Here is a 14589-nt window from a genome sequence, read left to right as displayed (position 1 = left end):
GGAAATAGAAAGTGATTGGAGACAAAGCCCTGACAATGACAAAACAGCCAGAAAGCTGTGCTTTCAGACTACCCGTTTAGCCAGGAAACCCGTAAAAACAAGGAGATAACGGCTCAGACCGACCGTTTTAACGAAGAGTCACCCAATCTGAAACGTTGGGTTTTCTTAAACCCGCTGGGGCGGGGGAGAATCAATCTCGCCGAAGTACGGCAGATAATAAGCAGGCTGAAAATGAATCCGGGGCCGGTAGGTAAGGTTTATGAACGGCTCCGGCAGCAAGAGTACAAACAGGTCGGGGGAGACCCAGCAAAAAATAGATTTGGTTATTTTGTCCATCTCGCCAGGCTCGTCCTGTTCGGGAAGGCTATCGGTTTGGTCGAGGCCTATTTCCAGAATCCATTCGGCAATACTCTCCATCTCGTTGACGGACAGGTCCTTATCCCCGTTGCTGTAATGAGCTGTGGGGATATAAGCATCGGGCGGGTCAACGCTGAAGTTAATAACCTGTAAGGCCATCAACAGGCAGAACAGCCGATGCAGAAAAGAAGGTTGGCGATGGGGCTTCATACGAGTTGAGCATGATGCTGACGCAAAGATATTGTAGATTGAGTAATTACCACTCAGCAGGACAGTTAATCAACTGCACCCGGTAGTACTTATTTGTGAGGGATTGACTCCATACGAACAGGCTTCCGGCATAACTTAACTGTCACTTTAAGGTTATAGTGGTAGTTAAATATACTCACTGTCAGCAGGATGAAATGCAGGTGTATTATAAGAAGTTTAGTGTTGTTCAGTGTTGTGGCTTACCGGGCCAATGCACAGCAAACGTTTTTTAATGTCCCTTCGTCTGATGTTGTGAATAAGCATCAGGTTGCCGTTCAGCAACAGATTAACTTTTCTGAATCAATCCGTTCATCCACTACGCTAAATTATGGCTTAGGTCGCGAGTGGGAAATCGGCCTGAATCTGTATAATCTTGATTATCAGCCCGACGAACGTCGTATCGTAGCGAATGACTCGACAACCGAAAAAGCGTTTAGCCCACTTCTGATGCTGAATGCCCAGAAAGCATTCGACCTTACTAAAAACCTGGAAGTAGCCATTGGGGCGCAGGGAGGGCTGAACGTATTAACAGATCGTCGGCCACAACTGGTTGGCTATGTATATGGGAACCTCGCTGGGTCGTTTAATGAGGAGCATTACAATGTTTCGCTGGGAGCCTACATGGCCAACGCACGTTATTTGGGCGAAGGGCCGAAAATAGGCTTTCAAACTGGATTTGATGCCGGAATTTTCTACCAGAAACTACATCTATTGGGCGACTGGATATCAGGTACGCATGATTTTGGCCAGTTGGTACTCGGCGTTGAGGTTTACCTCGGCAAACACTTCCCATTAGCTATTGGCTGGCAGCGCACCAACCGAACCGGAGCGCAGGCGGTGGTGGTTCAGTTAACGTTTAACCCGGAATAAAGTCAACGGGTGCCGCTCTACGACCTGAACACGATCGACAATTGCCTTCAGGTATCGTCCTCTTTTCTATAAATTCATTCTTGCCGGGCAGCACCGTACTGGCAAACAGATTGGTATATCCTCAAGAATGGTATTATTTTTAGCCTTTATTTCACCTGTATTATACCTATGAACCGGAAACACCCCCTGTTTTACTTTTTTCTGATTTGCTGTTGTAAACTGTTCACGGTTTCGGCACAAACCGATAATGCCGCCTGGCAGATTGTTGGTCAGAATATTAACCCTGCCAACTATTATGGCATCACCGTTGCCAACGGGATGATTGGCCTTGTTTCCTCACCGGAGCCAATGAAAGTGAAAGATGTAGTGCTGAACGGCGCGTTTGATACCTACGGAAGGGGCCGCGTCTCCAACATTCTGAAGGTGTTCAACTTCGCCAACATGAACCTCGATGTCGATGGGGTCCGGCTTGGTTCAAAAGAGATCAGCAACTACCGCCAAACACTCGACATGCAGAAGGCGGCTCTGACAACAACCTTCGACTTCAAAGACAAAGTTAGTGTTCGGCAAACGATGATGGCCCTTCGGCATTTACCCTTTTCGCAATTGTCGATAGTCGAAATTACGGCAAAGAAAGATTGCGAAATCAGCCCTATGAGCGTCATTGAAACGCCGGATAACCTAAAGGAAGTCAAGAATTTTTATTCGGAAATCGACCGGGCGCACGTAACCATACGGTTGCTGACATCGGTGGCAAAAAGTCCGTCTGGGAAGCATACCGTGGCCGCTTCCAGCAGTTTCATCTTTGAAGAGCCACACGGCCAGGAACCCGATGTGATTCATGAGGACTGGGATTATAACATGCACCTCGCCAAATTCAAAAAACGGCTGAAAGCAGGTGAGACATACCGGTTCAGCGTGGTTGGGTCGGTATCCTCAACTGCCCACACGGCCGATCCGCATAATGAAGCGGAACGATTAACGCTCTTTGCCGCCCTCGAACGCACCGACCGGCTGCTGATGCGCCACAATGCCGAATGGGCCAAACTCTGGCAGAGCGACATCGTGATCGACGGCGACCCGGATGCCCAAAAGGCGGTGCGCTCAGCCTTATATCATTTGTATTCGTTTGTCCGCGAAGGAACTGGCTATAGCCTGTCGCCGATGGGGTTGTCGGGGTTAGGCTACAATGGTCACGTTTTCTGGGATACCGAACTCTGGATGTACCCGCCGATTCTGACCCTGAAACCTGAAATTGCGAAATCAATGCTCGAATACCGGTTTGATCGGATGGCAATGGCTAAGCAAAATGCGTTCAGTCATGGCTACAAAGGGGTTATGTTTCCGTGGGAGTCGGATGCCGACGGGCAGGAGGCAACCCCCGTCTGGGCCTTAACGGGACCGTTTCAGCAGCACATTACCGGTTGTGTAGGCTGGGCATTCTGGAAGTACTATCAGGTAACAAAAGACAAAGAGTGGCTCCGGACCCGTGGCTATCCAATGCTAAAGGAAGTGGCCGATTTCTGGGTGAGCCGCGTTGAGCGCGAAGGCCCCGGTAAATACCACATTAATAACGTAATTGGGGCTAACGAATGGCAGGAAAATATTGACGATAATGCCTTCACGAACGGTATGGCCAAAACCTCGCTGCTATATGCCGTACAAGCGGCTCAGGAATTAGGCGTTGCGGCTAACGCCGACTGGAAACTCGTAGCCGATAACATTCCAATTCTGAAGTTCCCGGACGGAACAACAAAAGAGAATCGCACCTACGACGGAGTGGTTATTAAACAGGCTGATGTCAACCTGTTGGCCTATCCGCTCACCATCGTATCCGACGAAGCAACTATTAAAAAGGATTTGGCGTATTATGAACCCCGCTACTCGCCCGAAGGCCCGGCTATGGGCTGGTCGGTGTTAGCGACGCTTCATGCGCGACTGGGAGAAACTGATAAAGCCTATGATTGGTTTGTGAAGAGTTATAAACCGAATGAGGTGCCGCCATTTGGCGTACTGTCTGAAACGGCCGGAGGGACCAACCCTTATTTTGCAACGGGCGCGGGCGGGATGTTACAGGCCGTTTTAAGCGGTTTCGGTGGTTTGGAACTGACCGATAATGGCATTACGCAGGTAAAAACAAAACTCCCTAAGAAATGGAAGTCGCTAACGATTAAAGGCGTTGGTCCGCAGATGAAGACAATACAAATGAACTGAAAACAGCAGTTTACAGTAGGATGCAGCAACCCGTTTGTTAACTGCAACCTATTGTAAACTGCTTATCGCATTTTACCATTGAGCCACTGGCAAATGAGCAGATTGAAGTTCCAGTTCAACATCTTTTGAGCTGATTGCCAGTTTGTTTAAAGCTATATAGATCGCTTTAACCGCATTTTCGATGCGTTGCCAGCCTTCTTCACTTCGCAAGTCGATACTAATCATGGTGCGGTCATTCTGCGCCATAATGGTTAGATAAGTCATTGCGCCCAGGATAACAGCCGAAATGGCTTCTGTATCTCCTCCTTTCACGAATGAAAGCTGACCAACTAATCGGGTCATTTCTTCATCCTGCGCCCGGGCGGCCGTTGCGGCTATCGGATCATTCTCAATAACACTGGCCTTCAACACTTCGCGGGCTGCTTTAAACGTGCGGAAATACCGATACGTTTGAATAACCTGACGATACCAAATCCGGGCTACATCCGATTCGTGCAGGGGCCGAATTTGATCTAAAACGGCGGGAGTGAATATCGGAAATAATTTTCCCATTTTCACGTAGTACTCCAGCAAGCCTTCCATGCCACCGAAATACCGATAAATTAAAACTTTACTGACGTTTGCTTTTTCGGCAATACGGTTTACGCCAACGCCTTCCAGCCCACGCTCTGCAATCACCTCTTCCAGCGCTTCCACAATGCGCTGGGTGGTCTTAGCGCGGTTCCGCCTTATTTTTTCATCTTTCTCCATAATAACTCCATTCATCATTTTTTAAATAGATGTCACCTCGTTTGACTATACTTGACTATGAAAGTCACTTTAGAAAACGTTTATCTATCAGCGTGTTAGTAACCTCATGTAGTAAAACAAACAAAATGATGGCAGCAGAAAGAATACGTAGTTGAGTAAAAGACCGACCAAACCCAGCGCTATAGGCTAAAAACCCACTTTTAACCCTTTATAACCCACCCATAATTTACTTGTAGCCTGAGCGATCGATATGCTTTACAATCATTTTTTTTAACAGTAAGATTGTAAGCGACTAATTTAGTAAAATAAATGTAATACTATTTAATTTATTATAAATCAAATCCCCGGCTTTATCAGTAAACGAACTTTATCTATTCATTTAAGTGTATTCGACTGGCGAAAAGAGTATATAATTATTGAAGGTTATTTTATGAATATACTTATAGTTTGCGTGTAAAGACGACTGTCGAGCGAAACTCTACGGGTTCTCGTCGCTATGAGGCAGGGGCTGAAAATTCGGAATATGGGGCAAAAAGTGACTGTATGCATTCAGGTGTAGTGGAAAGCCCACCAGATTAAAACACCCTGCAACGGCAATCGTGCCCAGCGTAACCAGGCCGGAAATTTTCGGAACCTGTTCGACATAGCCATGTACACGTTGGCCGGGAATATAACGATCAGCAGGAAAACAAGCCCCCAGGCCGAAAGTGAGCGGGTAGCGGGAAACAATAAGCCAAAGCCTAACATCACTTCAGCTACTCCGCTCAGTGCCACCACCAGCGTGTGCGCCGGAACATACGGCGGCATGATGGCTACGTAAACTTTAGGGTTGATGAAATGATTCAGGCCAGCTGCTATGTAGAGTAATGACTGAAGGTATAGGCTTAGAGTAGACATGGTGTTTCGGTAAATTACTTTACTTAATAACGTGCCCAACAAAGGTGGCTGTATTGTCTAAAATGAGTCCACCCCGCCGGAAACCCACTCCGCAGGCTTCGCCCGCGTAGAAAACGCCTGCCTGATACCGATGGCCGATTGAATCTTCTGGAAACCCGACGTATTCCTGGTAAATTTTGGGGTAAGTCTCATAGTCTCCGTCGGTTGCCTGACGTTCGCTGCCATCGTCGTTCAGAACACGCGTATTGGCTCCTTCCCGACCAAACAGCACTTTTTCTACGCACGATTTGCCCGTTAAGGGCTTCGTATCCGTTTCGAGCAGCAGCGGATGATTCGGGTAGAGTTCCCACAAAATTTTCAGTATGTATTTCGACTGAAAAAGCAACGTATAGGCTGGATTCAGGATAACAGCCAGCCGTTTCCGGGAAATTTCGGTCAGAATTTGGACCAACTCAGTTTCTTCCCCCGCAATGGACTCCCAGGGAATCAGCTTAAACCAGAAGTCTAATCGCTCGAACTCACCATTTTTAGGATTTTGCCAGAAAATGCCTTCGTCTGCCGAAAACTCAACATTATCGACAAAATCGAACTCAACGTCGAAACCGGCTTCACGGGCCGCTTCACCAATCAGCGCTACGTTGGCATCATCTTCCGGGAAGTCGCGTATGGCCGAGAGCAATAAGGTAGGCTGAAGATCGGGATTGAGCGCGAGTAATTCCTCAAATTGACCTGTCAGCGTCTCAAACACCGTGTTAAACTGATGACTTTCGTCAAACCCATTAGCCTTTAGATGAGCATGCTGGACAACCGCCGTTTCGGGGAGGCAGGTTGCTGTGTCGGCATTAAATTCAATGAGTTTAATGCCTTGCCCGCCCAGGCCGCCTGCCAGATCGAAACGGCCATACAGGTGTATATTCCGGTCGTCGTCCCAGGAGAATTTGATCAGGTCAACAAGATTGGCCGGGATCCCCAGTTCGGCAAACCGATTTTCATCGATAACGTGTTGGCCAGCCGCCACAACCATCTCAAATAATTCATTGGCGGCTTCATAATACGCATCGGCTTCGGCGGGCTGCACCACAACCACTTCGTTCGTCAGGTAGGGTAGTGTATCCTGACCGAGCATCCAGTCCCAGCCGAGGTTACGGAGCTGGGTGTCGGGCGGGGTCGCAAGTTTTTGAAGAGAAATCATATTTTCGCAATTTACACGCCGGACCGGGAGCGTCCTGTAAATCTCGTATAGCGTATGACTCAAAGGTACTTACTTTTAGCTGGTGTGCTGCTGGCACTGACAATCGGTTCGGTTTCTGGACAATCGGCCAGAAAAAAAGTTGCCGTTCCCATTATTTTCGATACCGATATGGGACCCGACTACGATGATGTGGGGGCCATCACGCTGCTCCACGCTTTTGCCGACGAAGGTCAGGCCAACATTCTGGCTACAATAGCCAGCACCAACTACCCCAAAGTAGCGCAGGTATTGAGTGTATTGAATACGTATTTCAGGCGTCCGGGCATTCCCATTGGGGTTCCGAAAGGAAAAGCGGTGAGCGATAAAGACACGCAGCACTGGTCGGACACGATTACGGCCCGCTATCCGCACCGCATCCGGTCAAACAACGATGTGCCCGACGCCGTTGCGCTCTACCGCCAGATTCTGGCTAAACAGCCGGACCATAGCGTAACCATCATTACCGTTGGTTTTCTGACAAACCTTGCTAATCTGCTGAATTCCACCCCCGATCAATACTCCAAATTGTCAGGCAAAGCGTTGGTTACTCAGAAAGTGAAAAATCTGGTGAGCATGGCCGGTAAATTTCCGGGTGGCCGTGAGTACAATGTGCACAGAGATACGCCTGCCTCAACACTTGTTTTTGCTGGTTGGCCAACGCCCATTTTGATGAGTGGATTTGAAATAGGCGAGAAAATTCATTCCGGCTTGCCCCTGACCCAAAATAAAGCCATCCGCAACAGCCCTGTGAAAGACGTATTTGCGATTTCGATTCCTAAAGCGAAGGAAGATGCTAAGGGGCGCATGAGCTGGGACCAAACCGCCGTGCTGGCAGGCGTTCGGGGATACGCACCATACTACACGGTTAAATCCGGGCGGCTCACCCTAAGCGCGGATGGCGCCAATGGCTGGGATAATGCTGGAAAAGGACACCAGTATTTAGTGGTAAAAATGCCCGTTTCGCAGGTAGAAGCGTTGATTAACAGCCTAATGCAACATCAGCCTAAAAGGTAAAACGTGGGAAAATAAACTGAAAAGCATAGCCCCGAATTGATTGTTTCGGGCTATGCTTTTGTTATACTACTATGACAGATGTAGTAAAAGAGGCCCTTCGGAAAGCCGCTATGTTTTGTGCCTATCAGGAACGAACGCAGCAGGGAGTTCGTGACCGGCTGAAAGAATGGGGTGTTTTGGGCGACGATGCCGAGGAGGTTATTGCCGAGCTTATTCAGCAGAATTACCTCAACGAAGAACGCTTTGCGAAGAGCTTTGCCGGTGGAAAATTTCGGGTGAAGGGCTGGGGAAAGCGCAAAATAAAGCAGCATTTACAGCAGCGCGGCATTTCAGGCTATAACCTCGATCAGGCCATGAAGGAAATCGCCCCAACTGACTACCGAGACACACTTTCCGATTTACTGGCCAAAAAACGACGCACCCTCCGCGACGATAATCCATTGGTTGTCAAACAAAAACTTGTCCGCTACGCCCTCAGCAAGGGATACGAGTCAGAATTGATTTTTTCGGTTCTGGGTGAGGAATAGGGTGGTGAGCAACGGCGAACCGGCCGCCCTACTCTTGCTTTCGCCCGCCAATTCCCGGTTCTTTGTGGGCATGAATCCACGAAAAGTTTCCGTAATTCTTATCAACTATAACTCGCATCAGTTCACCTTCGACTGTGTTGCGTCGATTGTTGAAAAAACAAACGCTGTTGATTACGAGATACTAATTGTCGATAATAACTCGGTTGCTGCGGAGTATGAGGCCTTAAAACCGATTGCCAACATGCCGAATGTCCGGCTGATTCGTAGTCGGATAAACCTCGGATTTTCGGGCGGCAACATGCTTGGCGTGCAATTCGCTGACCCGGCCGCTGAGTATTACTACTTTCTGAATAACGATAGCGTCCTGCGAACGGATGTATGCAGCCAGTTGGCCGCGTTTATGGAGGCTACCCCCGATGCGGGTTTGTGTGGCGCACAGATGTTTGCGGGCGATGGGTCGCGCCAGATAACGTTTGGTTATTTGCCCACACTCGGCAGCAAACTCCTCGGTCACGGCTTTGTTCGGATGCTCAATCCGGCCCTTTATCCACCCGTCCGACAGGCGTATACTGAGCCGCTTCGGGTGCCGTTCGTGATGGGCAGCACCTTATTTGTGCGGGCATCGGGGTTTAATCGGGTTGGTGGCTTCGATGTCGCTCATTTTCTTTATGTCGAAGAAGAAGATTTGGCCAAACGGCTGCTGTTGGCAGGCTATCACACCTATTTAGTGCCACAGGCCGAGTACGTACATTTTACGGGTCAGAGCACCATTCGCAGCTATGACATCGAGAAAGAGTACTATATCTCGCTCTTTCATTACTTCCGCAAATACCATTCGTGGCTGGAGCGGGTGTTGTTTGGGGCTTATTATTTTATCAAAAATGGGCGCAAGTTCCGTCGGGATCCGGTTTATGGCCGCCTGGCGTGGTTTATTGGGCGCGGTAGTCCAATGCGCGAAAGTTTGCGGTATCGGCAAACAATCAGCGATTAAACTATTTGTAAGCCTGCCAGTTTCTACAGAGAACCATTAGCCATTCTCATCACTATGAATATATATTCTTCACTTACCCGCCTTGTTGTATTTAGTACATTGGTTGGTTTGTTGGCCTGCGCCCGTAATCCCGTCACCGGCAAGCGCGAAATAAGCCTGATGTCGACTGAGCAGGAAATTGCCATAGGAAAGGAATCACACCCCTCTGTGGTAGCTACTATGGGGCTATATGAAGACAAAAACCTTCTGGCGTTCATGAACGAAAAAGGGAAAGCCATGGCCAAAATTTCGCACCGGCCCGATCTGCCTTATCAGTTTTACATCGTCGACTCGCCCATTGTCAATGCGTTTGCTGTGCCGGGCGGCTATGTTTATTTCACACGGGGTATTCTGGCTCACTTCAACAACGAAGCCGAGTTTGCCGGAGTGCTGGGTCATGAGATTGGCCACATTACCGCTAAACATGCAGCCCGCTCCCAGAAAAGCCAGTTGCTCAGTACAATTGCCCTCATTGGCGGAGCAGTTCTTGCCCCTCAGGTCGTTGGGCAAAACATTGAGGCCCTCCAGCAGGGATTGGGCCTCTTGTCTCTTAAATACAGCCGCGACCACGAGTCAGAATCCGATAAACTTGGCGTCGAGTATTCCAGTAAAATTGGCTACGATGCTAACCAGATGGCTGACTTTTTTAATACACTCAAACGTATTTCGGAGAATTCGGGGCAGGCTGTGCCGCAGTTTATGTCGACTCACCCCGACCCTGGCAACCGCTATAGCCGGGTGCATGAACTGGCCAAAGAGTACCAGGCACAACATCCCGCTACGTATCAGGTGGTTCGCGACCCATACCTGCGGCTGATTGATGGGCTTATGTATGGCGAAGACCCTAAGCAGGGCTTTGTTGAAAACGGGCAGTTTTACCATCCCGAACTGCGTTTTCAGTTTCCGGTACCCAGCGGCTGGCAATCCCAGAACTCACCGAGCCAGTTTCAGATGGCTGATAAAAATGGGAAGATGGCTATGATTCTGATGCTTGCCAGGGGAAGTTCCCTGGATGAAGCCGCCCAGAACTTAGTGAAAGAATTAAGTTTGAACGTGCTGGAGAATAGCAAAACGACCATCAATGGCAATCCGGCCTATGTGCTCATTTCGCAGCAGCAACAGCAGCAACAACAGCAGGGGCAGGGTCAGCCCCAACAGCAACAGCAGCAACAGGACCCTAAAACGACGCTCCAGATTGGTACCTGGCTCATTCAATACAACAACGCCGTTTATGCTCTGCACGGGCTGTCCAGTGCCGCCGATTTTAACAGTTCCTTCAGTACATTCAAGCAGGTAGCAGGCAATTTCCGCTCACTCACCGATCCCGACAAACTCAACCGCAAACCGGAACGTATTCAGGTGAAAAGCGCTCCCCGTGATGGTTCATTCCGTGACGTAATGACCGCTTTGGGCATGCCCGCCAGCCGTGTAGAGGAACTCGGCGTACTAAACGGCCAAAAGGCCGACGACCGAATTGCGCGGGGTGCAGCGGTTAAAGTTATTGAGCGTTAGAGACTATCGTTGAGAAAGGCAAAAAAGACAATTTCGTAGCCCTAAAGGTGCATTACAGGCTGGCTTTCACGCCAAAATAGTCGTAGAAATAACTCGCTGGTTTCAAATCAAGCCATTTTTCCCGGTTTTGGACTAAGCCATCGTAGGTTAGTGCTTCGATTTGATCAGGTGTGAAATTCAGCCCTGAGTCGGTTGTCGCTGACCCGGTTTTTTTCCGGGTAACAATGCCCAGGCCCTGGTCGCAGTCGAGCACAAACACATTCAGGTCCGGGCGTTGACTGCGGAGGTGAATGATGGTTCGCCAGACATCGCCGTTCCACTCGCCAACTTCCCAGTCCTCGAACCGCCCGGCAGCGCCAACGGTTTGCGGATTGCAGTCGTGCATAATAATTACACCTTCGTCGCTCATGTAGTTGAGCGTATTCTCCACATCGCGCAGGGCAAACTGATAGTGATGCATTCCATCGATTAGCGCCAACTGAAGTTTTTTGGCTGAAAACACCCGTTGGGCATCCTGCGCGAAAAAATCATCGCTGGTTTTCTCAAAATACTGATTGTTCAGGTTATACGGGTTAAGGATAGCCTTCCCGAACCGGCGGGTGGCGTCGAAGATAAACTTCGGGTCGACCGCGATTTTAAACGCGCTTTTGATACGGAAGAAGATATGGCCATTCTCAACCCCAATTTCGAGGTAATTTTTAAGGTTCTTTTGGCGCATCAGTGCCTGGATAACGTCTAATCGGTTCATTCAGGAGATCGAGTGGTGGTAAAATAAGGTTGACACAGCCCAAAAATAGAAAAGTCCCGGCACTGCGCGGGACTTTTCTATATAATATACTCTTTTTCGTCCTTATCAGGCAATTTCTAATTCAACCCTATCAGGCTGTGCCATGCGTTTCGATGCATTCATAATTTCAATGCCAACGATCAGGCCATCAGCGTCATAATCAATTACCATACCCGGCCGATCCTCGTCGCTCTCCTCAATCTGCGAATCGTTTATTCGTATATACAGGATATCTACATCACGATCATATTTCACCTTCATAGTACTTATCTACCTTCGATGTTCTATAAACTGATTTAACAACATTTGGTTCTTCGGCTGTATTAACAAATACTCGAACTAAGTACGTCTTTTTTTCGGCGAAAGCTATGAAGGATTGATAAACCTTTTGCCCAGGTTCTTCTTCGTCAACTATCTGCGAGGAGAATTCATGATTTGATTAATAATTTCAGTAGAGATTCCACGCTCTTCAGCCCGTTGTTTTACATGATTCGATAAAATATAATTCATTGTTAGCTTTTTAGTATCAAATAGTACAATAAATGGTAATTTAATATTTATCGATAAAAAAAATCTCCAGCCATCTAATGGCTGGAGAAACCCAACTAGTATAATTAAAAATCAGCGTCGAACGTGATGCCTTTAGGCTCTTCGACCACGGCAACCAGTGTTGTTGAATTTCCGGCATCCTGTGGTTGCAGGGCGGCTGCTTTCATGGCCTTGAACTTGGCCATTACTTCGCCCCGCTGGTATTCGCCCACACGCTTCTCGAAGAAGTTGGTTTTGCCCTGCAACGAAATCATATCCATGAAATCGAACGGGTTCGTCACGTTGTAAATCTTTTGTAAGCCGAGTGTGATGAGCAGGTGGTCGGCCACAAACGCGATGTATTGCTTCATCAACTCGGCGTTCATGCCAATAAGCGACACGGGCAGGGCATCGGCCACAAACTCCTGCTCAATTTCGACGGCATTGCGGATAATGTCGTAAATCTGCGACTCAGGAAGTTTGTTTTGGATATGGTCGGTATAGAGCATACAGGCAAAATCGCGGTGCAGCCCTTCATCGCGCGAGATCAGTTCATTGGAGAACGTCAGGCCCGGCATCATGCCCCGTTTTTTGAGCCAGTAAATAGAACAAAATGAACCCGAAAAGAAGATGCCCTCCACAACGGCAAACGCAATCAGCCGTTCGGCAAACGAACCGTTGTCGATCCAGCGCAAGGCCCACTCCGCTTTTTTCTGCACGCACGGAATGGTGTCGATGGCGTTGAGCAGCCGGTCTTTTTCGGTAGGGTCTTTAATGTAGGTGTCAATCAGCAGCGAGTAGGTTTCGGAGTGGATATTCTCCATCATGACCTGAAAGCCATAGAAACATTTGGCTTCAGCATACTGCACTTCCGACAGGAAATTAACGGCCAGGTTCTCGTTCACGATCCCATCCGATGCGGCAAAGAACGCCAGCACATGCGAAATGAAGTGCCGTTCGCCATCATTGAGGCTGTTCCAGTCTTTCATATCCTGACCGAGGTCGATTTCCTCGGCGGTCCAGAAACTGGCTTCGTGCGTTTTATAGTATTCCCAAATGTCCCAGTGCTTAATCGGAAACAGAACAAAGCGGCCTTTGTCTTCTTCTAAAATCGGTTCAATTACATCATGCTGTATCATACTGTCAGGGGTGCACTTTATTATGTGAAGAAGCCGAGTCGAAGCGACTGGCCGGGCAGATAACGACTACGTAAAATCAGATTAACAAAATTAACCGTTCTGCCCGCTTCTGCAAGATGACCGCACTGGATACCCGGTAATAGACAAATGACGAGAGTATATAAAGTATATGAAATCAGGCTATTAGGCTATGATTAGTTTGTGAAGTTCTTGGAATAGTATAGTTGAGGTGTGGGATAAACTCAAACAGAGTTTCTGATAGACAATCATCTAAATCGGGTTGAATCTATGTTCAATAAATACGTTGATACGAAATCTGTAAAGTTTTTCCTATGGCCTTCTTGGTAGCTTTAGAACTGTGTTGTCAGAAATTTGGATCTTCATACTCGTTACGATAGCCGATTTTTAACGCCTGACCTCCAATGTAATAGTGACCATCTTTACGGAGATTAGCCCGCTCAGGTACTGCTTCAGAATCAGTTTGATACGAGTATTCTTGTGGTCCTTTTTGATAATTTCGATCTGTCCGCTCGACTTTATCACGGGTGGTAATAATGTACGTTTTCTTTACGTCAACGATTGTATAAGCGCGACGATCAGACCAACAAATCAGCGTAGCGCCATCACCAACTTTTGGTTCGGGCGATTTATCCTCTGCATAAACGAGATTGGTTAGGGTTCCGTAAATCATGGTTCAAATTGATTTAGTCTGTACTCTAAAAATTCCTTCCTTGGCTGGTACGTCTTTGGCACTCGAATGGATTTATATTCAAAACGTCCAAAAAAATTCTGATAGAACTCTTTAGATGCCTGTGTTTTCAGGCGCTTTGATATAAGGATTTTGTAATCCGTATCGATGCAAATCAACCCTTTTTCGTAAGTCCGGTCGTATAAGTTTGATAAACAAATTCCATTCTCTGGATTCAGTCGTTCATGCTCGTTTGCGGCCCACGGCACAATATGCCCGGCAACTAATAACTCTGGCAAATCAATACCAGAGATAGCACAGTGATTTTGATAGGTTTTTAAAACCATCTGCCGGAAAATACTTTGATTCACCCGTGTTTTCACCGCTCTTATTCTGACTTCTCCTTTCAAATCTTTCAGGTCAAATTCAATTTCGGAGTAAACCTCTTCAATTGTTTTGTGCTGGTAGTCAGCCAGAATGCGTTCGCTTTCAAAAACTAAATCCTCTTGATTAGTGATGAACTCGTCCCAAATGGGCTGTACTTGTCTAATCCCATTTTTCAAGCCTACGATACCTCTTCCCTGGTGGTATGGGTCAACATGAGCAAAGTTGTTGAGACGCATAGAAACCGCATTATCTGTTCGTCCGATTATATGAGCCAAATCCTGGACTTCTTTTGTGCGTTTATCTAATTTCCCAAACGGAAGTTTCAAATATAGATTGAAGACTACGATTAGTTCTTTGCGGGTCCAGAGGTCGGTTCGTGACATGCACGAAAATAACGATTTTGTAGTTG

At 47.8% G+C, this 14589-nt stretch carries 15 protein-coding genes; 6 read left to right on the top strand and 9 right to left on the bottom strand.

Annotated elements, in window-relative coordinates; all coding sequences use genetic code 11:
- Positions 1 to 165: 165 nt before the first annotated feature.
- Entirely contained in the window at positions 166 to 567 is a 402-nt protein-coding gene (locus ACYVI1_RS32140) for a hypothetical protein (RefSeq protein ID WP_460915880.1), read from the bottom strand.
- Between the two features lie 219 nt (positions 568 to 786).
- On the opposite strand from ACYVI1_RS32140, the gene ACYVI1_RS32135 reads away from it, so the two are divergent.
- Together ACYVI1_RS32135 and ACYVI1_RS32130 are read left to right on the top strand one after the other, a co-directional pair.
- A complete protein-coding gene (locus ACYVI1_RS32135; RefSeq protein WP_460915878.1) occupies positions 787 to 1476 on the top strand; it encodes a hypothetical protein in 690 nt (229 codons plus the stop codon).
- A 168-nt stretch (positions 1477 to 1644) separates the two neighbouring features.
- On the top strand, positions 1645 to 3690 hold the full coding sequence (locus tag ACYVI1_RS32130) for a glycosyl hydrolase family 95 catalytic domain-containing protein (protein WP_460915876.1): 2046 nt from the start codon (positions 1645 to 1647) through the stop codon (positions 3688 to 3690).
- Positions 3691 to 3762: 72 nt separating this feature from the next.
- On the opposite strand, the gene ACYVI1_RS32125 is transcribed toward ACYVI1_RS32130, so the two are convergent.
- The 3 genes from ACYVI1_RS32125 to ACYVI1_RS32115 all read right to left on the bottom strand — a co-directional run bounded on the left by ACYVI1_RS32125 (position 3763) and on the right by ACYVI1_RS32115 (position 6529).
- Positions 3763 to 4455, bottom strand: a complete 693-nt coding sequence (locus ACYVI1_RS32125) for a TetR/AcrR family transcriptional regulator (protein ID WP_460915993.1) — start codon at positions 4453 to 4455, stop codon at positions 3763 to 3765.
- Between the two features lie 534 nt (positions 4456 to 4989).
- Positions 4990 to 5337 carry a DoxX family protein gene (locus ACYVI1_RS32120; protein WP_460915875.1) on the bottom strand — a complete coding sequence of 116 codons (348 nt, stop codon included), beginning with the start codon at positions 5335 to 5337 and terminating at the stop codon, positions 4990 to 4992.
- 19 nt (positions 5338 to 5356) lie between these two features.
- Positions 5357 to 6529, bottom strand: a complete 1173-nt coding sequence (locus ACYVI1_RS32115) for a glutathionylspermidine synthase family protein (RefSeq protein ID WP_460915874.1) — start codon at positions 6527 to 6529, stop codon at positions 5357 to 5359.
- Between the two features lie 54 nt (positions 6530 to 6583).
- Between ACYVI1_RS32115 and ACYVI1_RS32110 the strand changes: the two genes are divergently transcribed.
- From ACYVI1_RS32110 to ACYVI1_RS32095, 4 genes are all read left to right on the top strand, one after another.
- The gene (locus ACYVI1_RS32110) at positions 6584 to 7582 is read left to right on the top strand and encodes a nucleoside hydrolase (protein WP_460915872.1); all 999 of its coding nucleotides are present in this window, start codon (positions 6584 to 6586) and stop codon (positions 7580 to 7582) included.
- 71 nt (positions 7583 to 7653) lie between these two features.
- Complete coding sequence (locus ACYVI1_RS32105) at positions 7654 to 8109, top strand: regulatory protein RecX (protein ID WP_460915871.1); 456 nt, start codon at positions 7654 to 7656, stop codon at positions 8107 to 8109.
- A 70-nt stretch (positions 8110 to 8179) separates the two neighbouring features.
- Positions 8180 to 9100, top strand: coding sequence for a glycosyltransferase family 2 protein (locus tag ACYVI1_RS32100; protein ID WP_460915870.1), 921 nt, complete (start codon positions 8180 to 8182; stop codon positions 9098 to 9100).
- Positions 9101 to 9154: 54 nt separating this feature from the next.
- Positions 9155 to 10651, top strand: a complete 1497-nt coding sequence (locus ACYVI1_RS32095) for a M48 family metalloprotease (protein WP_460915868.1) — start codon at positions 9155 to 9157, stop codon at positions 10649 to 10651.
- Between the two features lie 52 nt (positions 10652 to 10703).
- Here the strand turns inward: ACYVI1_RS32095 and ACYVI1_RS32090 are convergent, their stop codons facing one another.
- From ACYVI1_RS32090 to ACYVI1_RS32070, 5 genes are all read right to left on the bottom strand, one after another.
- Positions 10704 to 11399 carry a class I SAM-dependent methyltransferase gene (locus ACYVI1_RS32090; protein ID WP_460915867.1) on the bottom strand — a complete coding sequence of 232 codons (696 nt, stop codon included), beginning with the start codon at positions 11397 to 11399 and terminating at the stop codon, positions 10704 to 10706.
- A gap of 105 nt (positions 11400 to 11504) precedes the next feature.
- On the bottom strand, positions 11505 to 11699 hold the full coding sequence (locus ACYVI1_RS32085) for a DUF2283 domain-containing protein (RefSeq protein WP_460915865.1): 195 nt from the start codon (positions 11697 to 11699) through the stop codon (positions 11505 to 11507).
- 353 nt (positions 11700 to 12052) lie between these two features.
- On the bottom strand, positions 12053 to 13105 hold the full coding sequence (locus tag ACYVI1_RS32080) for a ribonucleotide-diphosphate reductase subunit beta (RefSeq protein ID WP_460915863.1): 1053 nt from the start codon (positions 13103 to 13105) through the stop codon (positions 12053 to 12055).
- Between the two features lie 364 nt (positions 13106 to 13469).
- The gene (locus ACYVI1_RS32075; protein ID WP_460915862.1) at positions 13470 to 13796 is read right to left on the bottom strand and encodes a hypothetical protein; all 327 of its coding nucleotides are present in this window, start codon (positions 13794 to 13796) and stop codon (positions 13470 to 13472) included.
- Entirely contained in the window at positions 13793 to 14563 is a 771-nt protein-coding gene (locus tag ACYVI1_RS32070) for an HNH endonuclease (protein WP_460915861.1), read from the bottom strand. Before ACYVI1_RS32070 ends, ACYVI1_RS32075 begins: the two co-directional genes overlap by 4 nt.
- Positions 14564 to 14589 lie beyond the last annotated feature (26 nt).

Source organism: Spirosoma areae, assembly GCF_054781775.1.
Note: the sequence above shows the minus strand (reverse complement) of the source record. Positions and strands in the feature narration are given on the sequence as shown.